The organism is Porifericola rhodea (genome assembly GCF_030506305.1).
Classification (GTDB): Bacteria; Bacteroidota; Bacteroidia; order Cytophagales; family Cyclobacteriaceae; genus Catalinimonas; species Catalinimonas rhodea.
Genome location: NZ_CP119421.1, coordinates 1018691 through 1041737, shown reverse-complemented (window position 1 = coordinate 1041737; position 23047 = coordinate 1018691). Strand labels below are relative to the sequence as shown.

Genomic DNA, 23047 nt, shown 5'->3' with positions numbered 1-23047 from the left:
ATTAGAGTTGACCAATAGGGTACAGTTCTTTTTGCAGAATACTCACTGTAAATTTAACCTTCTACCTATGAGAGTATCTAATAAAGAGCAGTGTTTGATTGGCGGTAGAGATAATTTTGTACCTGTTGTGTCAGGGCTTGCTAGCAAGGTAGAACAGAGAGAATGCTGAGCTATTCAGCAGACTTAAAAGCATAAAAAGCCACCTTTTATATTATAGGTGGCCTAAAAGTATTACTTATTAACCAATTTTACTTTTACTTTTCTTTCTACTGAAAGCCAGAGTATAATATAGAGCCATAGGAACACGAATAATAATTGGCTTCCCAATCATTCCGCTATACAGCCTTCTCACTTTCAGGACAATCTCTCTTATCAATACTATAGTTTTTACGTCACCATCTTCGTGTATTTGCTTAAGCCTGTACATGGCATGTAGACCAAGAAGCAGAGTCAGTACAAAAAGAAAATCCAGGTGACGAAGACTTAGTACCGTAACAGAGCCTAATGATAAATTTGTTGTCAAAGTCCAGTCCCAATGGGTTGTATATTCAGCAAGTAAGCCTGCAAGAATAGGTGCAGTACCAGCAGCAAGCGCATTCGTAAGGCTAAGCACCGAAAGATAAGCTACAGAATGCTTTCTTGGAGCGAGTGCCATGCCAATACTACTGGAAGCTAAACCAGTACCTGCTGTAGCGATTCCTGCGATAAGGTATAAAGTAATCAACAATGGTAAAGTAAAGGCATGTGTGTTTGGCAGAGTACAGAATACAGTAGCCGCTAAAGCCAGAATATACAAAGGAGCACTCAGTTTTAAGATCGTTTTGTTACTGTATCTGTCAGAATAATAACCCCAGAACCTGAAGAAAATAATGTTGCCTAGCTGACTTAAAGTGGTCAGCCCTATTACATAGGTCATAGATAGGCCCAGGGTCTGTAGTAGGTATACTGTAAGAAAAGGAACTGCCATGTTTACTGCAAAATTCCAGGAAGCCATGTAAGCCATAAGTTTTCTGAAATTTTTGTGTTTAAACGGCAGAGATAATAATGAAACCAAAGGTTCTTTGGCATCAGTCTGTATAGGCTCCGGCGTTTTGTATAGTAAAAGGGAGCCCATTACACCTGCCAGGGAACCAATCATAAATAGGGAAGCATATACATACAGGTCTTGCCCGGGATAGTACTGCTCAATAAAATCCAGCATAATAGCTACTCCAATACTTAGAAGCACAGACAGTATTTGAGTACAAAAAAGGCGGTAAGAGAGAAAACGACCACGTGTTTTGCCAGGTATTAAGTCGCGCATCCACGAACTCCAGCTTCCGTTTGAAATAGCTCCCATACCATGCTGAACCGCCAAAGCCATCATCATCACATACAGGCGATAGTCTTCTCCAGGCATAAAAGGAAGAAGAGCAATACCTGCGTACGCACTACGCCCGATAAAAGTACCAATTACAACTACTTTTTTACGGCTCTTCCAGCGCGATACCAGTTCTATAGATAGTATTTGGAGTACATTAGAATAAAGAGGTATGGCGCTTATAATTCCTATCTGGAGAGGCGTGGCTCCCAGAGCCAATGCAAATGCAATTAGAAATGTGCCGCTGGTAAGGATAATCATGCTCTGTGTGGCCATGCCCTCTCGCAGCACTAAATTCAGGCCCTTTTCAGTATCTTTCTCGTTTAATGTAGTCTCTGGCTTATGCATGGGATATAGTTTTTTTTATCCCTGCCAATAGGCCACCAAATCAATATTTTACTTTACCAATGCCTAAGCATGAAGTACAGATGTAATATTTTAACGCAAATGTTTAAGATGATTTTTCTCTTCTTGTTTTGTGCTCAGCATATCTGCTGCTAAGAGACTGAAACAGAGTTGCAGGCAGTTTAATCATGGCACGCGCACCGGTGATGGTAGATAAGTTTTTCATTTCTTTTTGTAATTCATAGCGTATTTCCTGCAATAATACCTTTTCCTCTACATCTCCTTCTTCCTGAATAAATCCCAAACGATAGAGCGCCAGCAGTCCGAAGAAGAAAGCAAATACAAAAAAGAAGTCCAGTGCCTGTAAGTTAAGCGCCTGTATAACTGTATTGCGTGTAGTTCCTTTCCAGCTTAGTACCAGAGACAGTTCCTGAGATACAAAAAAATCTGCGAGTAGTCCGCCTATAATAGGAGCTACACCCGCAGTGACAGCATTCGTCATACTGATAACAGATAAGTATACGACGGACTGCTCTTTAGGGGCCAGTTTAAGTCCTATTCCACTGGCAGCAAGTCCGGTACCTCCACTCGCGAAGCCCATTAGCAAATGAAGCAAAATGAGTAGAGGAAAAGTAAACAAATGTTTTTGAGGTAAAGTAGTGAAAGTCCATCCTAAAACCCCAAAAAGGTAAAGAGGTGCGCAAATACCCAGAATTACCTTAAAACTATACTGGTCAGCGTATTTGCCCCATAGCCTCAGGCTTACGATAGTAGTGATTTGGCTAATAACAGTAAGCACAATTACGATAGATACGCTATAATTTAACCTTTGAAGTAAGTATACGGTGAAGAAAGGAGCGGCCAGATTAGTAGAGAAATTCCATAACCCATTGTACCAAATCAGGTTTCTGAACGGACGGTGTTGAAACGGGAGTTTTAACATATCTTTAAAGCGAATGTGGGCTATGCTCGCCTGAGGTTCAGGAGTTTGGGCAAGGAAAAATATACCCGCATAACCTACTAAGCCTCCTAAAAGAAAGAGTAGGGCATAAGAAGCAACTTCCTGCTCGGGGTAGAATGCTTTAATATAATCCAGTGCCAGTGCTATTAGCAGGCTAAGACCTACCCCTACAGCTTGCGAAACACGCATGCGCTTTGAAAAAAATGTACCAGTCTGGTCAGAAGGGATCAGGTCGCGCATCCATGACGACCAGCACCCGGCAGATATTGCTGCCAGGCTTTGTAGTAATGCAGCAGCAGTAATAAGCAGAACCACCGGATAACCCACATTTAAAAATGGGATTACAGCCATAATAAAAAAAGCGAAGCGACCTACCAAAAGTGAGTATACAATAGTCTTCCGGCGATTGGTATAGCGCTCTACCAGGCGAATAGATAGCAGCTGAAAAATATTTGAGAGCGTAGGAATGGCAGCCAGAAAACCAATCTGTGCGTTGGATGCGCCCAGTTTTAAGGCGTAAGCTACCAAGAAAGCTCCTCCGGTTAAAGTTAGCATGGCCTGAGAAGCAACACCATCCCTAAGTACCCATTTAAGACCTTTTTCTTGCTCCTGAGCAGTTAATGTAGTTTTTGTAGAAAGTGAAAACATTTAGCTTAAATTACCTATCTATTATTCCGTAACACTTTTTAATCTTATATGAAATCTATCAGTTTAGTTACCCTGGTTCATAGCCGAAAAAAGCATTTGTATAACCTCGTTTTAGGGCTTAATCAATCAAATGTTTTTCCCTCAGAGTTAATCATTATATACATGAATGAATCAGAGTTTTATGATCTGCCACCTACTTCTATACCGCTAAAGCAGTTCCATATTAAATCAGAAGCTACTAAGATTCCTCTGGCTGCCGCTCGTAATATGGGAGCCGCTCACGCATCACACGACTTGCTGGTATTTTTGGACGTAGATTGTATTTCAGCGCCTGATCTGATATCAAATTACCTCTCCATTCAACAGCAAACTGAGGCTTTGGTTATGGGAGAAATTATGTATCTGCCTCCGGCCTTTACACATGGTACATGGAACATGAGCATGCTTAGAGAGGTTGCTGTAGCACATCCCAGACGTCCTAAAATTTCCCGTTTATGGAGAATAGAGCAGGCGTATGAACTCTTCTGGTCTCTTAATTTTAGTATAAGCAAACATCTCTTTGCACAGATAAATGGCTTTGATACACAATATCAGGGGTATGGAGCAGAAGATACCGACTTTGCTTTTATGGCTCGTAAGCTTGACATCCCTTTCGTTTTGGGGCAGGCCAGAGCTTATCATCAGCACCACCCCGTATATCGTCCGCCACTTCAGCACTTTAAAGACATCATTGTTAATGCCCGGAGGTTTTACGAAAAGTGGAACATATGGCCTATGGATGCCTGGCTCCAGGCTTTTGCCGAACTAAAACTAATCAGCTGGAACAAAAAAAGTAGCACCATTGAAATTATCCGCCATCCATCTGATGAAGAAGTAAAAGCCGCCTACCACGAAGCTCCTGCAGGTTTTTAGCAGCTATTTATACCTTCAGGCTTAGTGCTTGCTCCAAAATATGCTGAGCTGCTTTTTGAGCAGCTCCTTCATTTATAATTTGCCCAAGAGCCTCTGTATCAGTCTCCATAACTCGCTTTAAATAGTAAGGCCACTGCTCTGCCTCTGGCCAGGCATCCAACACCAGAGCAGCATTTTTTTGCTGCAATATTTTGGCTTTACTGTGCTGCTCCTGAAATGGGCGTTCTTCTGCCAAACAGATATAATGTGCCTGCAACTGAGCTACTTCCATAACGGTGTTGTTACCAGCAGCAGCAATGACTACATCTGCCCCTCTCAAAAAAGGATAGGGATCGTTCTGTATACCCCAGAATTTCAAGTTTGAAGGAGCCGACGCACTGGCAGGCACTGGTCCTAGTACCCACCATTGCCACTCGCTGTTTTCTTCTGCAGTTTGTTTTAGTTTTTTATACCAGTCTCCTGAGCCACCAAAACCACTCATCAGTACCGCATAGGGTTTTGCTTCTTCCATCTCCAACTGGGTACGGGCTTCATCCTTCGTAAGAGAATGAGTACTAAAGCGGCTGAAGCCACCTGCATAAAATGTTTTTTGCCTTACCCAGGCCGGCATATCAGGCTCATCCCAGTCTGCCGGATAAGGTGCCAGTAGTGAGCTGGCACTTTCAAAAGCCATACAATGTGCGGCATCTGTTCGGTAGCCATGTTGGCGCATATAAATCGTAGGTACACCACATAAACGAGCTAGCATGGCAATCTCTACAGATACGTCTACCACCAGCAAATCAATATTAAACTGGTCAAAATACCGGGTAAGCAAGTGCGTTCTTTCTCTTATGCCTTTGATACCTAAAGGAGCATAATGTAGAGCTTCAGGCCAGTCTTCCTTCACGGCTTTGCGTTCATCTACATCCGAAGGGAGGTGTACCTTTACAAATCGCTCATCCTGTGGAGCAGAAAATAGTGATAAATCTGACCCAAAAAGGTAGACTTCTGCTTCTAGTTGACGAGCAATCTCACGCGTACGGTTGGCATGGCCCTGTCCGTGATGATGCACATAAAAACCTATACGGCAGTCGGACATACAATCTCCATGGGGTTAAGTATGCTATCGTACAGAGATACATACTGGTCTACCATTCTATCCAGTGAGCAGATGTTTTCGGCATGCCGTCTGCAATTTTCTCTGCTTAAGCTCTGCGCTTCTTTCGCGGCTTGTGCCAGTGCGTCTATACTGTTAGGTGTAGCTAGCCTTCCGGTATCTTCATTTAAGATTTCCGGCAGAGCCCCTCTGCGAAATGCTGCCACAGGTGTACCACATGCTAATGACTCCGCTACTACTAATCCGTAGGGTTCTTCCCAGCAGGGTGTACACAAAAAGACGCTACCTATACCTATTACCTCAGTAAGCTCTTGGTGAGAGAGGTGGCCGAGGTAACGGTCATCATCATTAAGGTAAGGGCTTACCTGCTCTGCGTAGTAATCCTGATCAAAGACTGGTCCGGCAAGATAAATACGCATACCTGCCTCGTGGGCAGCATGAATAGCCAGATGTGTGCCCTTTTCAGGAGTAATTCTACCAAACCATACGGCCAAACCCTCTTCTGCTCTGGGGCTATATCGCCATTTGTTTAAATCAATACCATTGTAAATAATCTCCTCTACTGATAAATAGGGCTCCCATGATGTGGCATTTTGTTTAGATACAGTGGTATATCTTACTTTTTTGTGCATCTGCTCGCATAATACTGCACTCTGCAGCCACGAAAAAGGAGGTGTGTGCAGTGTGGTAATCATAGGGGTGCGTATGGTATGGGCCATAGAAAGAGGCACATAGTTCAGTGAGTTATTATGTATAACATCAAAATCTTCATTAGCCAGCCTGAGCATAAGGTTCATATACGCATGGTGTTCCTGCACAAACTGCTGACTGAAGTAGTCTGGGTTAGGTTCATGATTTCTGAACGACTCACAGTCCAGTGCACTGAGGTGCATTGGGTCTATATTAAGGCTTACGTCCGAATCAGAAGGAGCAAAAAGCTTTACATCATGCCCTCTTTGAATCAATCCATTAGCTAGTGCATAAGTATGCATTTCCAGCCCACCCGCAAAAGGTTCTTTTATGGGATATTTTAAGTGTGATATTATACCGATCTTCATCTTTCAAAAAATACTAAGATTAAAAAAAATGTTGTTCTGAGAATATGATCATTTTTAGATAGGCTTTTGTTTATACTTTTTGAAAAAATAGGAAAATAATAGTGATTGATACGCGATTTTACAGGTAGTAACTATTACAGAAAAAAGATAAGTGAGAAGAAAGTATGGCTGCTAAGTGCGGCGAATGCTGTACTAAAAATACCCCTGCTTTTTGCTTTCAGATGGGTAATACTATTAGCCTACAAAACAGGAACATTAAAAATTAATAAGAAAAGGAGTAAAAGGAGGAGAGTAATGTTCTGAATTGTTTTTCAGAATTATGGTAAGTCAAAATGAATAGAGAAAAAAGGGTGCCGAATTATTTTGATAGCCTTAACATTTTATAGTTTGCCTTCTTCGGAATTGTATTTGAGTCTGAGCTTTACTTATGACGGTGGGATGATGATCCTACACTTAATGAATCTGATGAGAGTCTATAATTTCTGCGATATAATTATTTTTCAGAGGCTTGTCAAAATAGCCTTTAACAACTTCATACTCTTTGGAGCGCAATTTGTCTCTGGTATCCAGTGATGATGTCAGAATATACACATTAGACTTATGTACGCTCAGTTTTTGATATTCTTCCAGAAAGTCCCAACCGTTCATTTCAGGCATATTCAGGTCTAGCAGGATAATATCAAATTCATTTTCCTGCTGCTCTTCCAGATAAGTAAGTGCCTGTGCGGCACTGGTAAACTCAGTAAACTCAAGTTGGCTTACCTGTTTAGATATGAGCTTGCGACTAATCAGCAAGTCCAGCTCGTTGTCGTCAATCATGAGTACTTTCATAGTGAAAAAATAGGGAGAAATATCATACCAATACAAACGAAGAAAGGTCTATTTCTCATGTTAAGTAGATTTGGAAAAGGCTGTGTATGTAATGTTTTAGTGGTATCGTAGGGTTTTGCTATCAATACTCAGGAATTAATAATAGTATAGTTATAACGTAATGTAAAGTATACAGGGGTATTTTTGTTCAAAAAAAACCAGACCCTAAGGGCCAGGATATTGATATGTAAGAATATGATGCTTTTGCCTAACCGAAGATTTCTTCTAGCTTTTTTTCTAAAGATTTGCCTCTCAGGTTTTTAGCAATAATGTTACCCTCTTTGTCTAGGAGAATAGTAGCCGGGATTGCATTAATATTATATAAGGCGGCAGCTTCTGAGTCAAAATACTTTAAGTCAGACACGTGAGTCCATCCTAATTGATCATCTTTAATGGCTTCTACCCAGTCCTGCTTAGTTCTGTCCAGCGAAACGCCGTAAATCTCAAAGCCTTGATCTTTGTACTTTTTGTAGAGACGCACAACATTGGGGTTTTCCATACGGCAGGGTTTACACCAGGCTGCCCAGAAGTCAATCATTACATAATTACCTCTTAGCGAAGAGAGTTTTACCGTATCACCTTTAGGGTTGGGTAGTGCAATGTCAGGAGCTTGTTGTCCTATAGCCAGCTTACTTAGCTCTTCCACCTGCTCTACAAACTGCTGCGTATAACGTGAGTCTGGTAGGTTCTTCTTAAATCTTTCTGCCAGTTCGCTTAGGTAGGCAAACTGCTTTTCAGCATCCAGAAAGTTAACGGCATAGAAAGCGGCAATAGAAGTCCCCATCTCGTCAATTTTGGCCTTCAGCTTATCCGCGTTCTCTTTCTCCAGGCTTTGGTAGCGACTGTCTACAGACTCCATAGCTTCCATATCTTCATCGGCACGTGCCTTCATAAAATCTGCATTGAGCTCGTTTACTTTCTGCTGAAATTCACGCATCAGTTCGTTGACTTCGTAAAAGTAGTCGGTATCTGTAGAACCACTAACCTTAACAAACCCATCCGGACGGTTGCCATCCGCTTCTATACTTACATCCTCTTTATCCAGTATCAGGTTGACGTATTGCTTGTCGTATAAGTTGAGGCGATAAAAGCCGGGCGTTTTGTTTTCCAGGCTGTAGCGGAAAGTACTGTCGCTAGATACCATCAAAGTATCTACTACATCAATATTATCCTGCCCTATTTTCTCCAGTACTACAAAACCCTTATCGGAGGGGTGCTTGATGCTACCCTTAATCTGCACATGTCCGTTTTTCTCTATAGGAGTAGCCTCATCGGATGATTTGCCGGTCGAGCAAGCCGAAAACAGAGATACACTTAAGACTGTAATACTACAATATTTTAAAAATCTCATAAGTTGTTTAGATTCAATGTCTGTTAGATCAATCTAATTCTTTTCGAAGTAGTTCATTAGCTACTTTAGGGTTGGCCTTACCACCACTTCTTTTCATAACTTCACCCATAAACATGCCCAGTAAGCCTTTTTTACCTTTACGGTACTGCTCCACTTTCTGAGGGAATGCAGCCAGAACCTCTTCTACCAGGGGTTGTATCTGATCGGAGCCACTTTCATGGATCAGGTTCATTTCTTCTGCCAACTGGGCAGGGGTTTTATCTTGCTCCTCCAGCATGCGAGGAAAAACCTTCTGTGAAGCTATCGCAAAGCTTACTTTATCAGCAGCTACCAGCTCAGTAAGTGCAGCCAATCGGCTCGGACTTAGCGGCATCTTCTCTATGCTGACAGAGCTATCGTTGAGGTAAGACTTGACTGGGCCCATCATCCAGTTAGACGCTGCCTTGTAATTCTTAGTATGCTGGCAGACCTCCTCAAAATAAGTGGCCATTGCCCTGGTCTCGGTAAGCACTTCGGCATCATAAGCTGGCAGACCATACAAATCAACGAATTTTTTCCAGAGTTCGTGTGGCAAGGCAGGCATACCCGCTTTAATTTTTGCCAGCCACTCTTCTGACACTACCAAAGGGCTCAGGTCCGGTTCGGGAAAATAGCGGTAGTCGTTGAGCTCTTCTTTGGTACGCATACCATATGTTTTGCCATTGTCAGCATTGAAGAGACGTGTTTCCGAAGCGATACTCTGCCCTTCTTCCAGCAGCATAATCTGACGCTCCACCTCATAGTCTATAGCACGCTGCACATTTCGGATAGAGTTCATGTTCTTTACTTCTACCTTTTTGCCATACTCGCTAGCCTCGTTCAGCATAACCGACACATTGGCGTCGCAGCGCATAGAGCCTTCCTCCATATTACCATCGCAGATATCCAGATAGCGTACCAGCTTGCGTATTTCGGTAAGCATTGCTGCGGCTTCCTCAGAGCTACGTATGTCAGGGTTGGTCACAATCTCTATCAAAGGTACACCTGCACGGTTAAAGTCTACCAGTGTTTCGGTTTCGTGGTCCAGGTGCATAGACTTGCCGGCATCTTCTTCCAGGTGTATATGGTGAAGCTGTATGGTTTTTTCTTCGTCCTCTACACGTATATGCACGCCGCCCCCCATGCAGATAGGAGTTTTGTCCTGCATAATCTGGTAGCCTTTAGGCAGGTCTGGGTAGAAATAATTTTTACGGTCAAATATGTTGTAGCGGGTAATCTCAGAGCCGCAGGCAAGGCCCATGCGAATGGCGTACTCAATTACTTCTTTGTTAATACGAGGCAGCGTACCGGGGTGCCCAAGCGTAATGGCACTGATATTGGTGTTTGGAGAGGCTCCGTACTGGTTAACATCTGATGAAAAAATTTTGCTTTTGGTCTGTAGCTGGGCGTGTACTTCCAGTCCTACAACCACCGTATATTTTGCTCGGGTACTTTTATCCAACATGATACGCTAATGTAGCTTTTTTTGCAAACTTACGTTTTTTTCTGTCAGTTATGCAATGGTAGAGGGCCTCCTTTGGCAGAAAGCTGTTCAAGAAACTGGCTGACTTCCTGAGGCTTACGGGTACTGAACAGAATTTTCTTTCCATTTAGTTTTACCACCTCCCATGCCTGCCCCTTGTCTTCCATTACATTATAGGCTTTGTTTCCTTTAAAATTAAAGCGTATGCCCCAGCCTCCAAACTCACGCCAGGCACTGTATTTTCTGCTATATACCTGCTGTATCTCTGACCATTTTAGCTGCTGCGTTCTAAAATGAAAAGGAGAGTAGCGGTACTGTATACCCTGTTCATCTATCTGAATATGTAAGCGGGCCAGGTATAATAATAAAAAAGCCAGTAGCAGTGTAAAAGCAAGCACCAGCAAAGCTGGTTCAAGGTCAGAGCCTTCTAGCTTCCTTGCCGGATTAAGCTGCCAGGCCTGGCTGGCATAGATCAGTAGCGTACTAATAAGAGCAAGGCCGCCGAGTATGGTAAGGGCTCGCCACCCAGAGCAAAGCTTAAGCTTCTCCTGATACTTCATAGCTCAGCAGATTTAAGAACTCGTTTTCAGAAATAAGGCAGACCTGAGTACCCTGCGAAGAAAGACTTCTGGCCTGTTTGACTTTATTATTACTTACCCCGTTTTCTATATTTAAAAAGATGCGTTCGCTCAGCACCAGGTAGTTGGTACGGTCATCTACAAAATTGGTAGAGTGTCCACCGGCTTCTATCACACATTTTTGCGCCTCTGCCCTCGACATACTTTTGAGTGAGCCGGTAAAAACCACTGACTTGCCATAGAGGGGGTGCGACTTACTGACTTTGGACAAGTCCAGCGTCATGCTTTGTAAGTTGGGCTTTTTCTTTTTTTGTGGACGGATACGGCCGGAAGGGATATAACCGTGAGCATAAAGCTTTCCTACCCGCAGGCCAAAAGCCTCCTCAATATCTTCAAACTTTGATAAGCCATGATCGGAGAACGCCTTCAGCATAATATGGGCACTGGCTTCAGCATCAGAGCCGGCAGCGTGGTGGTTTAGAGAAATACCAAACCGCTCGGAAAGGGCGCTAAGCCCGTAGGAGTGAAAGCCTCGCCAGGCCCGTCTGGCCACCTGCAAACTACAGGCATAGTTAAGATCAGGAAAAGGAATATCGTATTGGCTAAGCACATGACGCAGCACGCTAAGATCAAAACTGGCATTATGTGCTACAACATTTGCCCCATCAAAATAATGGCCCACCTGCTGCCATATCTCATCAAACTCAGGCTCCATAGCCACTTTTGCCGCATCTATACCATGGATACGGGTATTCATACTGTTAAACCAGTTGTTGCGAGGCTTCACCAGCCACGACTTTTGCTCCTGTACACTACCGCCTTCTACGATAGCAATACCAATTTCACAAACACTCTCTCGCTGGTGGTTGGCTGTCTCAAAATCCAATGCCACAAAATCCATGGGTCAGTATACTCTAGTTTTAATAGGTAACGATTATAACAAAGTTTTCTATATTTATGCAAACTAACCTCATTCCTATGCTAAAAATTCATCAACTCAGTTTTTTATTAGCCTTTCTGATATTGGCCGCATGCCAGCCCTCACAGTCTCCTGAGGTAAAAGAAGCAGGATTCAGCCAGTCTGAAGATATTGAACAGAAGCTGAAAGATATGGGCGTTGAGCTTTATGAACTGCCCCAGCCCGAAGCAAATTTCGTAAGAGCAGTACAAACGGGTAAGCTGGTTTTTTTAGCCGGCCATGGCCCCATGACCCCCGAGGGTAAGTATATAACAGGTAAACTGGGTCAGGACCTGAGCATAGAAGAAGGGCAGCAGGCCGCTCGCTACACGGGTATTACTTTGCTCTCTGCTCTTAAAGCAGAAATCGGTGACCTGAACAAGGTAAGCAGAATAGTAAAGGTGCATGGTATGGTAAACGGCACCAGCGACTTTACAGATCAGCCAAAAGTAATGAATGGCTTCTCCGATTTTATTGTAGAGGTGTTTGGTGAAAAAGGTAAGCATGCCCGCGCGGCAGTAGGTATGGGCTCCCTGCCTTCTAATATTGCGGTAGAGATAGAGATGATCGTAGAAGTAGAAGAGTAAACACGCCAAAATAATTTAGCAGTATAGTAAGTGCGCTTCTTGCAGGCGCTGCTCACCCTGCCAGCGGTAGCCTACCAGCAGGGGCTGCTCCTCCAGATTATAATCCAGACAGCTATAGTTGTCAGCTAAGAGCCGAGGCTTGCCAGGTAGGTTGTAGTGTCCGAAGAAGAATGGCGGAGCTTCCTTAGGGTAGGTATACGTATTTACCTCCTCCCGCCCGTATGATATATGTGGGTTTCCCAATGAAGTATCGGGGCGTATAGCCAGGCTCTGGTATGCATGGCTAAGGCCTACATGCCACCACTTCGTTTTAAAAGGAATGTCGCCACCGGCTGTTGGCAGTTTTAGCTTAAGCCCAACAAGCAATTCATCTACGGCCTTGGCAGTGGGGCTGCCAGGTGTCATGTTTCGCAATAATGCGTCGTGCAGACTTACCCTTTCATAGTTTTGTTGTAGAAAGTCAATGCTCTCCTGATGCCAGTAAGCATGAGCCAGACGGATGCCGTCTATTTCCAGATAGAGAGGCAGGGTTTTCATCCAGTCAATATAGTGATGGAGCAGGGGCTGCTCTCCGGTAAAAGACTGGAAAGTAGGCACATGCTGATCCGTATTCTTTTCGGTGTGCGGCCTGATGTATTCGCCCTCATCATGTTTTTGAAAGTAGCCGATGAGGTTTAGCTCATGATTTCCCACTACCGCATAGGCATATCCCTGCTCCACCATCGGGCGTACAATCTGTAGCACTTCTTTGGTATGAGGACCTTTGTTAATAAAGTCTCCTAAAAAGATAGCTTTCCTTTCGGTATGCTGATAAACACCACTATGCTTAGTGTAGGCTAGCTTCTCCAGCATCTGCTGCAATAAGGCTGCGCGTCCGTGTATGTCTCCTATTATATCGTACAAGTTCTTTTTATGGATAATACTCGCTACCTACCAATTATGTTATAGCAAGCCTAAAGAATATAGTGGTCAATTGCACAGGCAAATTAATAAGTAATCTTCCCCCTGCTAATGAGTATTAAGTTTTATGATATGCAAATGTTACATCGCTAGATTTTACTAGTAATCTAAAAGGAACGGCATACACACAAAGTCTAAATTTGTATTTATACTAGAGTTAGCTTCGTATGAATACATTGCAGGAAACAAAAGAAAGGGTTCGCCAACTGGAACAAGAGCTGGAAGCAGTTCGCAATATGCAGGATAACAAAATCCACTGCCTGGAATCGCAGCTGAAAGAAGCGCAGGAGTTTGCCGGCATAGGCTGGTGGACGATGGAGATGGGCAGCAGATGCCTGAGCTGGTCCGAGGAGGTATACCGTCAGTGCGGAAGAAAACCTGAAGAAGGCTCACCCTCAGTAGAAGAATATTATGCCATGCTGCACCCTAAAGACAGAAAGCTGGTTAAGGAAACGCTGGAGTCGGGTAGCCTGGATGAAAAAGCTACGTTTGAGCTGCGCCTCTTTACGCCTGATCAGGAGCTCCGCTATATCAAGATAAACGTAAAGCCCTGGGCTGACGAAGACGGCCGTAAAATTGGGCTGTTCGGCACTAGCCTGGATGTTACAGATATACGTGAGGCAGAAGAAGCTCTGCGTAAAGAAAAAGAAAAGTACAAGCTGATTACCGATCATGCTCAGGATCTGATAGCCATGCACCAGCCGGATGCTACCTTCACCTACGTTTCTCCCTCGGTAAGGACAATACTGGGTTTTGAGCCGGAAGAGCTAATCGGCATCAACCCCTATACCATGAGCCATCCTGATGATATACAGAACATTGAGGATGCGCACTTTAACCATACCATTAAAGGGAAGTGCAAAAAATGGATGGAATACCGCCTGCGCCGGAAAGACGGGCACTATGTGTGGCTGCAAACGGTGATGACGCCCATCATACAGGATAACCAGGTGATCGCCTTCCAGACCGTATCGCGCGATATTACAGCACAGCGACATGCACAGGAGAAGCTGGAGATCAGCGAGCGCAACTATCGCAGGCTGGCAGCCAACATACCGGAGACCGATGTTTTTCTTTTCGACAATGAGCTGCGCTATATCGTAGCCGACGGTACCAGCATGCAAAAGCATGGGCTGAGCCCCGAAAGGTTTGAAGGTAAAACCCTGCATGAAGCCCTGGAAGGTAATATGCTGGCCTACCTAAAGCCTATCTATGAAGCAACGCTCAAAGGAGAATACGTGCACTCCGATATACTGCATGAGGGAGAGCATTACAACCACCGCACCGTACCTCTACGTGATGAGGAGGGCGAGATTGAAGGTGGATTGCTGGTGAGCCAGAATGTAAGCGACCGCAAAAGAACAGAGGAGGCTCTCCTCAAAGTAAAAGAAGAGCTGGAAGAAGCTCAGGAGCTGGCCCGTATTGGCAGCTGGGAGCTAGACGTAAAAAGCGGTAAGCTTAGCCTGTCTCCTCAGTTTAAGAAGCTCATCAACGTATCGCAGGACTTCTGCCCCAGCATTAATCATGGACTAAACTTCCTGACCAAGCGCTCCAAGCAGCTGTTTCAGCGCTACCTGCGCAAAACTATAGCCGAAGGCGTTAGCTTTGATGTGGAGCTGGAAATGTATATTGGCAACAGCTACGAGCGCCTTTGGGTGCGTACCGTAGGCAAACCCCTTACGCGCAGCCGCAAAGCGTACAAGGTAAAAGGAATCTTTCAGGATATTAGTAAGTCTAAAAAGGCAGAGCTGCGGCAGAAACGCTTTCAGAAGGGCATGAAAGCCCTGAACCTGATTGCCTCTCGCGGCAACCTGGAGTTTGAAGAGCAGATAGACAAGTCCCTGGTAGAAGTGTCTGCCTTTTTGGGTATGCCTCTCGGACTTATCAGCCGCATAGAAGATGGGCAGTGCTTCGTAGAGCATTCGGTAAGGACCGCCATTGGGCTGCCTGACCTCAGAAACAGGGTTTCGCCACTGAGCCACGGTTACTGTAGCATCGCCTATCGTGAAAATGACATTGTCTCCATCCGCCATTTGAGCGAGTCCGAATATGCTAACCATCCCGCTCATGCAGAGATTAAGATGGAAAGCTATATAGGTGTTCCCATCCGCGTGGAGGATAAGGTATACGGCATCGTAAACTTTATGGATATTTCCCCGCGGGCGCAGGACTTCTCAGAAGAAGAGCGTGAGTTTGTATGCCTCTTTGCGCGTTGGGTTGGCTCTACGATAGAAAGAAGAAGAAAAGAGCTGGAGATTATACAGGCCAAGAAGCAGGCCGAGCAGGCATCGCTGGCCAAGGCACAGTTCCTCTCTACCATGAGCCATGAGATCCGTACTCCTTTGAATGCGGTCATTGGTATTTCGCACCTGCTGTTACAGGACGACCCCAAGCCGGAGCAGGTAGAAAACCTACAGGCGCTGCGCTTCTCAGGAGAAAACCTACTGGCACTTATCAACGATATCCTGGATTTTAGTAAGATAGAAGCAGGTAAGATAGAATTTGAAAAAGCAGATTTCAGCATCAAACAGTTACTGACTGGTATACAAAAGTCACTATCGGTAAAGGCAGAAGAAAAAGGTATCAGCCTGGAGGTAAGCCAGGCGGTAGATGTGCCCGGCACGCTGGTAGGCGACCCTACCCGTTTGTCGCAGATCATGAACAACCTGGTGAGCAATGCCATCAAGTTTACTCCTGAAGGTAGTGTAAAGGCACAGGTGAAGCTGCTCTCCCAGACCGATAAAGAGGTAGAGCTTTACTTTGAAGTGCTGGATACCGGTATTGGTATTCCGGAAGATAAGCAGAGCCATATCTTTGATAGTTTTTCTCAGGCGAGTTCTGATACTACCCGTAACTATGGGGGCACCGGGCTGGGCCTTGCCATCACCAAAAAGCTGCTGGAGCTACAGGGCAGTGCCATAGAGCTGGAAAGTAAGCCCGGAGAGGGTTCACGCTTCCACTTTAAGCTAAGCTTTCTTAAAAGTGAGCAGAACCTGGAAGATAAGTCAGTCTTTATCAAAGGGGCAGAAGGCTACAAAAGCCTGAAAGGTTTTAAAGTACTGCTGGTAGAAGACAACAATATGAATGTGATTGTTGCCCGACAGTTCCTCAACAAATGGCAGCTGGACTTTGAACATGCCGGCAACGGACAAGAGGCGGTAGATATGGTCACTAGTGCTGATGTCTACGACCTTGTACTGATGGACTTACAGATGCCGGTAATGGATGGCTATAATGCCACGCTGGCAATCCGGGAGAAATACCCTGACCTGCCGATCATCGCCCTGACGGCCTCTGCCATGCTGGAGATACAGGAAAAGGTATATAAAGTGGGGATGAACGACTTCGTAACCAAGCCATTTAACCCCAAAGAGCTGTACCAGAAGATTGTCAGGCATCTGGATAAAGCCAGCGTCCGCACTTAAAATTAATCCACATCCACAACTCAGGTCGTCTTCCTACTCTGGAAGGCGGCCTTTTTTTTGCTTATACCAGAGAATAAGAGGGGAGGGCTGCTACCCTTAGGGCAGGGGCTGGCTCCTGACTGCCCGGCCGGGCCTCTTCAGCATACAGCTTTTGAGCTTTAGATAAAAGGGGAGCTCATCTTTTGTAACTGCTTCTTTTCTACAACTTTAGCATCAGTAAGTCGGCGGGAGAATTTGCATAAGTCGCTATTTTGAGTATTTATGTCTGTCATAAAAGAGCTAACATACATACGATACCATGAAACATTTTTTACTAAGCCTTACTTTTCTATGGGGCCTCAGCCCTGCTTTTGCCCAGGAGCCCGCACCTCAGAAGAAGTTCCAGGGGCAGGGTGAAGTAGAGGCGGTGCCGACTACCCCTCGCCCGGTACAGCTACAGCATCGTACTACCTACCACTTTACTGATCTGGGGGTATCCGTAAGCAATGAGTTTCCCGGAGCCCGCCTCAATGGAATGTTGCAGCGTGAAGATACCCTCATCGCCTGGATTACCGCAGAAAACTCACCTATCAATCCCAGCCCCTGGTATGCTTTCAAACTCTGGGCCGAGCAGCCCCGGGAGCTGTACATCAAGCTGACTTATGAAGGGGCCAGGCATCGCTACTATCCCAAGTTAAGCAAAGATGGAGTCCATTGGTCGGCGCTGGATTCTGCCCACTACCAGCCCTTTAGGCAGGGGGATGCTGACTTTGGCGTAGGCTCACTGCCAGAATATGTCCGAATTAAGGTAGAAGTAGGGCCGGATACCCTTTGGCTGGCCGGACAGGAGTTATGGAACAGCCCCCGGGTACATGCCTGGGTAGATAGCCTGAGCCAACTGGACTTTGTGCGTTCCGAAGTGTTTGGCGAGAGCCGTATGGGTAAACCTATGGAGGTGATGACCATAGGAGAAGCCAAAAAGCAGAATAAGGTGGTGCTGGCCATCAGCAGGCAACACCCTCCCGAGGTAAGCGGGTTTCTGGCCATGAAATCCTTTATCGAGACCATCTGTGGCGACAGCCGCCTGGCACGTAAGTTCAGGAAGCAGTACACCCTGCTGGCGATTCCTTTAATGAATCCTGACGGGGTAGATATGGGCCACTGGAGGCACAATGCCGGTGGAGTAGACCTCAACCGCGACTGGAGCCAGCGCCACCATCCTGAAACCCGGGCGGTGAAAGCCCTGCTGGACCAGAGGTTGAAGGCTGATGACAGCCAGCTGTATTTCGGAATAGACTTTCACTCCACCTGGGACGATATCTACTATACGCTGGACTCTACCGTAAATACCAATGCCCCCGGCCTGATCGCCGAATGGCTAAGCAGCCTGGAGAATGAGCTGCCCGACTATAGCGTAAACGCCAAGGGTAACATCAGTGCGGCAGGCGTCTCCAAGAACTTTATGTATTTTGAGTATGGCGCAGAAAGCCTGGTTTATGAGGTAGGGGACAATACCCCACGACCTTTTATACAGCAAAAAGGCGAAGTAGCCGCGCAGCAACTTATGCGCCTGCTTCTGGAAGCCGACTGAAAAAGGGTGTTTGTAAATAGTATAAATGAGTGGGTATTAGGGTGTTATATAAGATGTGTAGGGGGTAATTATGTAATATTCAGTGAGTACTTAAGATTGTTGCAGTGAAATACTTAAGCGTTTTGTCTAAACTTTTGTAGGTGCAAAATGGAGTCATGCAGTAAATTACGAGCAGTCAATAGAGTGTTATTTATGAGAATCAGCTTGGTTTAATACTTAACTATTTTAAGTTTTAGTGAAAAAGTGAAAAATAATACTAAAATTGTTCAGTTGAATAGTTTGTTTTTACTAGGTAATTGCTATTGTGTATTTCAGGGGTTTTTAAGCTTGTATTACCGCATCTTTGGGTATGTTACATTAAAAATAGAATGACGATGAGTTTGAAGTATTACCTGGTGGATAACACCCTGACGTCCGATCCTAACGATTTTCGGGCAGTAACCCTGAGTGGCAACAGCAATAACATGGAGGATATCATTGAGATGATGATGCACCGCTCAGTAGGCATATCCAAAGGAGAAACCACCTCTGTGATAGAGGAATTATTTTTAGCGATGGAGTTTCTGCTCAAAAGAGGAGAAAGCATTACTACACCTTTGTTTAAGATCAGTCCGGTAATCAGTGGGGTATTTGAAGACAATCTGGAAGCCTTTGACAGCCAGAAGCATAAGATCAAGATTAAAGTAAGTGCCGGAACCCGCCTGAGCAAGATTTCTCAGGAGGTAAGTGTAGAAAGGGTAGACGCTAAAGTCAGTACTCCTATAGTGCACACTTTTCTGGATATGGACAGCAATATTAAAGACAAGATGCTGACTTCCGGTCAGCCGGGCCGTGTCTTTGGCAGCAAGCTTAAGTTTGACGCTAACGATCCTCAGCAGGGCATATTCCTGACACATGTGGGTTCAGGTACAGAAACCAAGGCAGATTTTATTCTGGACAATATGCCCAAAACCATTACTTTTATCATTCCTGATGGGCTGCCTGTAGGCGACTATCAACTGGAATTACGCTCTACTATGGGTGGAGCTAACTTAAGGAAAGGCATACTGCGCACGCTGCTCAACATCAGCTAAGCGCTTTACATTCTCTTTTTTGGATTGCCCCGGCCCCGGCCGGGGCTTTTTTTATGCCCTTTGCCCTAAGCTTGAGGGCTATTTTTTTGCTTAATTTTACCGGACTTCTGCTTGCTTTCCCGAAGCTGATTCTTCTCTTACCTTATCTTTTGCCTTCTGATTTTCCTGCTACATACCCCTGGGGGCTTGTCTGCTTACTTAAGGCTGGCTTAAGCCTAACTTAGACCTTGACGTACCCTAACTTAGGTTGAGCCTTACTCTAACCTAGACCCTGCCGTACCCTAACTTAGGTTGAGCCTTACTCTAACCTAGACCCTGCCGTACCCTAACTTAGGTTGGGCCTTACTCTAACCTAGACCCTGCCGTACCCTAACTTAGGTTGGGCCTTACCCTAACTTAGACCCTGCCGTACCCTAACTTAGGTTGAGCCTTACTCTAACTTAGATTTTACCGTACCCTAACTTAGGGCAGGCTGTAACTTAGATAATAGCTGATATTGAAGCCCGGCCTATAGGCGAAAAGTTAGTGTTACTCAAAACAATACGTAATTATCCTTATTACCTGCTAGGGTTTTTCCTATAGCCTCCTCAAAATGTACTGAATATAGATGTGCATGCGGCACAGCCCTAAAAAGTACTGCTTAGTGTTATCATTTCAAACTAGAGTACAATTACCATAGCGTAGAGTAGTGCTAAATACAGTCTTATATTTACAAACCTGATTTTTAAGTTACGCCTGTAATAAAAGTACAGACTGGTAAATTCTTAGCATAAAAACAGGGTAGGGCTACCTATAAATACTTAGTGCAAACTTATCAATTTGCATATTTTAATATTTTTTTTGGAGTAGACATTTAATAGGCTTTAAATGAAGTATTGTATAAACAAATTGACTATTTGGTAAATAATAATATTATATATTAGTAATTAAAAGTGGTGTTTAATAGCTATTAGATATAGTATTTAAGATAAATATAGGATTGATAAACTATTGTAAATGTAAAATATAAATTTACTATATTTTATTTATGGGTACAGGAAAATACCTAACTCCCTATAGGTAGATGTAAGAAGTAGTCAAAAAAATAGAAAATTTATCCCATTGTTTGATTCAAGTTTAAGTGTTAGCTTAGGTATTGTAATAAAAAGCTTACTTTATTGAGAATATGATTGTAAAGTAAGCCTCCCGATAGACAAATGTTAGAATAATACAGTTTTTATTAATAAGCCTATATCAGTAACCTAATTCACTAGCTAAACCTATAAACTACCTGACAAAGCAGACAACTGATTAGTTTGGGATTTTAAAAAAAAGGAGCGACTTCCTTAACAGGAAAACTATGCTCAATGAAAATGACAATCTGTCAATTGTTAAGCGGGTAAGCTATGCCTGCTCGTAAGGACAATATGTCGACTGTCTGGACAGGATAGTTATGTACAAAAAGAGAAGCATCTAATTATGCTCAGTGTAAAGCCTACTTATTCCCGGATGTGCACCCTGATATTGGCACTTCCCGATCTGCTCTTCTTTGCCCTCTGGTGTAGTCTACAGGCATATGAAGGGCTGCCTCCCTGGATGTATACCCCTCCGGCAGCCAGCTATATGCTGTTCCTCTGCTGGTTGTGTTTTTCCTACTGCCTGGGACTGTACCGTCCCGATAAGATTATCTCCAAAAAACGGCTGGCGCTGCGTACCCTTGCCGCTATGGCCGGAGAGGGGCTGGTGCTGCACTTCCTGTTGGGCCTCGGTCTGCTAAGCAGAGAGGAGTCCGGTATACTTTTCTTCTGTATACTGCTGCTGGCAGCCGGACTGGGAGCCAGGCTATGCCTGCTGCTGGCCTACAGCCGCCTTTCGGCCAAAGAGAAAAGCTGCAAACGCTTTGTCATATTAGGCTATACTCCGGAGAGCCGTATGCTCAAAGAGTACCTCTGCCATAGCGCCCATAGTCATCATTTTCTGGGTTATTTTGATGATACCTACAACAGCCCGGTAGTCAATGGCAGACTGGAGGCAGTACAACAATTCTGCCTCAACAATCAGGTGAACGAAATTTATATCTGCGGTGGCAGTGCCGACTATCTACAGAAGATGTACGACTTTGCCAATCGTCAGTTTATCTATCTGTATTATCTGCATCCGGGGCGGCTGCCCCAAAAGCGAGTGCAGCATCTGGCACTGGAAGAAGACCTTTCGGTGCTCTGGTATAAGCCCTCATTACGACGGCAGTGGTTGAGCCGCTGGCGTACGCCTACGACACCCAAAGGAAGACTAACAACCATTACTCATTAGCAATTTACTCCAACGCTAAACCCTAGACCTTACTTATGAAAATTCTTGTATATGGCATCAACTACTACCCGGAACTGACAGGCATTGGAAAGTATACTACCGAGATGTGCGAATGGCTGGTACAGCAGGGGCATCAGATAGAGGTTATCTCTGCCCTGCCTTATTATCCCGAATGGCGGGTGCATGCCGGCTATCGTCATAAAGGCTGGCATAGCGAAACTATTAATGGGGTAAAGGTCCATAGAGGGCCATTTTATGTGCCCAAAAATGTCAATGGCTATACCCGCCTGGTGCATGAGTTCTCTTTTCTGGCCAGCTCGGCCATATCGTGGATAAAGAAGCTGCCGCGCAATTTTGACCTGGTGCTTTGTATCTACCCACCTTTGCCTATTGGTATATTTCCTCTGCTTGCGAAGTGGCTCAGGGGTACGCCTTATGTGTTTCATATACAGGACTTGCAGGTAGATGCTGCGCGCCAGTTGGGCATCATCCGCCGCGAAGGTTTACTGCGCTTTCTGGAGAATTTTGAGCGTTACTTTATGCGCCGTGCCGATCTGGTCACTACCATTAGCGAAGGCATGAAAGCCAAAGTGCTGGCTAAGGGCGTAGCCAAAGAAAAGCTCAGGCTCTTCCCAAACTGGGTAGATACCGCTACGCTCTACCCTTATGAAAAGGAAGAAAAAGACAGCTTAAAAGAAAAATACGGCTACAATAGCTGGGATAAGGTAGTGCTCTATAGCGGTAATATTGGTCGTAAGCAGGGGCTGGATACCCTGCTCAATACCGCGGCTATGGCAGAAGAAAGGGGGCTGGACCTGCACTTCTTTATCGTAGGAGAGGGTGCAGCAAAAAGAGAGCTGCTGGCACAAAAAGAGGAGCTCAGGCTCAGCCATGTGCGCTTTGCCCCCCTGGTGCCTAAAGAAGAGCTGCCCGACCTGCTCAATATGGCCGATCTGCACGTGATTTTACAGAAGAAGGGGGCCACCGACCTGGTGATGCCCTCCAAGCTGAGCGGCATACTGGCCTGTGGAGGTGTGCCGCTGGTAGCGGCCGAAGAGGGTTCCGGCCTGCGCCGCCTGATAGAGAAAGAGAAGCTTGGTGTTTGTGCCGACGCGGAAAATGAGCCGGGTCTGCTCTATGCTTTGCGGCAGTATTTTGAGCAGGAGCCCGCACATAGCTATGCTTACCATGCCCGTAGCTATGCCCAGCAGCATATGAGCATAGAAAGTCTGCTGCCTCGCTTTGAGGCTTACCTCTATGAGCTAAGCGGGCAGATTGTAGTAGGGGAGCCGGCAAACAGCTATAATACCCGATTAGGCTCTCGTTTTTAGCAGGCTGAGAATTTAGGAGTTTATTGCAAGGCATACAGAAAAAGTCGTATATTTGTTATGATACCTCTTATAAAAGTAATCCTGATTTAACAATTTAATAATGCCGGAAGCAGGATTTGCAGAAGTAAAAAACAGAAATTAGCCCGGGGCAGGTAAAGTAGCTAACCTGAG

Annotated in this window: 17 protein-coding genes; 7 read left to right on the top strand and 10 right to left on the bottom strand. The window is 44.9% G+C overall.

Annotation, left to right across the window (positions count from 1 at the left end; genetic code table 11):
• Window positions 1-238: 238 nt before the first annotated feature.
• Together PZB74_RS04315 and PZB74_RS04310 are read right to left on the bottom strand one after the other, a co-directional pair.
• Entirely contained in the window at window positions 239-1708 is a 1470-nt protein-coding gene (locus tag PZB74_RS04315; RefSeq protein WP_302241080.1) for an MFS transporter, read from the bottom strand.
• Between the two features lie 103 nt (window positions 1709-1811).
• Window positions 1812-3314 carry an MFS transporter gene (locus PZB74_RS04310; RefSeq protein ID WP_302241078.1) on the bottom strand — a complete coding sequence of 501 codons (1503 nt, stop codon included), beginning with the start codon at window positions 3312-3314 and terminating at the stop codon, window positions 1812-1814.
• Window positions 3315-3476: 162 nt separating this feature from the next.
• On the opposite strand from PZB74_RS04310, the gene PZB74_RS04305 reads away from it, so the two are divergent.
• Window positions 3477-4226, top strand: a complete 750-nt coding sequence (locus tag PZB74_RS04305; protein WP_302241077.1) for a glycosyltransferase family 2 protein — start codon at window positions 3477-3479, stop codon at window positions 4224-4226.
• Between the two features lie 7 nt (window positions 4227-4233).
• Here PZB74_RS04305 and PZB74_RS04300 read toward each other — a convergent pair whose 3' ends face one another.
• From PZB74_RS04300 to PZB74_RS04270, 7 genes are all read right to left on the bottom strand, one after another.
• A complete protein-coding gene (locus PZB74_RS04300) occupies window positions 4234-5307 on the bottom strand; it encodes a glycosyltransferase (RefSeq protein WP_302241075.1) in 1074 nt (357 codons plus the stop codon).
• On the bottom strand, window positions 5289-6383 hold the full coding sequence (locus PZB74_RS04295) for a glycosyltransferase family 4 protein (RefSeq protein ID WP_302241073.1): 1095 nt from the start codon (window positions 6381-6383) through the stop codon (window positions 5289-5291). Before PZB74_RS04295 ends, PZB74_RS04300 begins: the two co-directional genes overlap by 19 nt.
• A 453-nt stretch (window positions 6384-6836) precedes the next feature.
• Window positions 6837-7214 (bottom strand): response regulator, encoded by a 378-nt coding sequence (locus tag PZB74_RS04290; protein WP_302241071.1) that lies wholly within the window; start codon window positions 7212-7214, stop codon window positions 6837-6839.
• A 247-nt stretch (window positions 7215-7461) separates the two neighbouring features.
• Window positions 7462-8604: a TlpA disulfide reductase family protein gene (locus tag PZB74_RS04285; RefSeq protein WP_302241070.1), complete on the bottom strand. Its 1143-nt coding sequence runs from the start codon at window positions 8602-8604 to the stop codon at window positions 7462-7464.
• 28 nt (window positions 8605-8632) lie between these two features.
• Window positions 8633-10087, bottom strand: a complete 1455-nt coding sequence (gatB, locus tag PZB74_RS04280; RefSeq protein WP_302241068.1) for an Asp-tRNA(Asn)/Glu-tRNA(Gln) amidotransferase subunit GatB — start codon at window positions 10085-10087, stop codon at window positions 8633-8635.
• A gap of 44 nt (window positions 10088-10131) precedes the next feature.
• Entirely contained in the window at window positions 10132-10665 is a 534-nt protein-coding gene (locus PZB74_RS04275; protein WP_302241066.1) for a hypothetical protein, read from the bottom strand.
• Window positions 10643-11584, bottom strand: coding sequence for an exonuclease domain-containing protein (locus tag PZB74_RS04270; RefSeq protein WP_302241064.1), 942 nt, complete (start codon window positions 11582-11584; stop codon window positions 10643-10645). The genes PZB74_RS04275 and PZB74_RS04270 overlap by 23 nt, the downstream gene beginning before the upstream one ends.
• 56 nt (window positions 11585-11640) lie before the next feature.
• Between PZB74_RS04270 and PZB74_RS04265 the strand changes: the two genes are divergently transcribed.
• Entirely contained in the window at window positions 11641-12228 is a 588-nt protein-coding gene (locus PZB74_RS04265) for a RidA family protein (RefSeq protein ID WP_302241062.1), read from the top strand.
• 15 nt (window positions 12229-12243) lie between these two features.
• Here the strand turns inward: PZB74_RS04265 and PZB74_RS04260 are convergent, their stop codons facing one another.
• A complete protein-coding gene (locus tag PZB74_RS04260) occupies window positions 12244-13131 on the bottom strand; it encodes a metallophosphoesterase (protein WP_302241060.1) in 888 nt (295 codons plus the stop codon).
• 224 nt (window positions 13132-13355) lie between these two features.
• Between PZB74_RS04260 and PZB74_RS04255 the strand changes: the two genes are divergently transcribed.
• From PZB74_RS04255 to PZB74_RS04235, 5 genes are all read left to right on the top strand, one after another.
• Window positions 13356-16613, top strand: a complete 3258-nt coding sequence (locus PZB74_RS04255) for a PAS domain S-box protein (protein WP_302241059.1) — start codon at window positions 13356-13358, stop codon at window positions 16611-16613.
• Window positions 16614-16911: 298 nt separating this feature from the next.
• Window positions 16912-18183, top strand: a complete 1272-nt coding sequence (locus PZB74_RS04250) for a M14 family metallopeptidase (protein WP_302241057.1) — start codon at window positions 16912-16914, stop codon at window positions 18181-18183.
• Window positions 18184-18557: 374 nt separating this feature from the next.
• Window positions 18558-19256: a DNA-binding domain-containing protein gene (locus PZB74_RS04245; protein ID WP_302241056.1), complete on the top strand. Its 699-nt coding sequence runs from the start codon at window positions 18558-18560 to the stop codon at window positions 19254-19256.
• 1458 nt (window positions 19257-20714) lie between these two features.
• Window positions 20715-21545, top strand: a complete 831-nt coding sequence (locus PZB74_RS04240) for a nucleoside-diphosphate sugar epimerase/dehydratase (RefSeq protein WP_302241054.1) — start codon at window positions 20715-20717, stop codon at window positions 21543-21545.
• Window positions 21546-21580: 35 nt separating this feature from the next.
• A complete protein-coding gene (locus PZB74_RS04235; protein ID WP_302241053.1) occupies window positions 21581-22876 on the top strand; it encodes a WcaI family glycosyltransferase in 1296 nt (431 codons plus the stop codon).
• Window positions 22877-23047 lie beyond the last annotated feature (171 nt).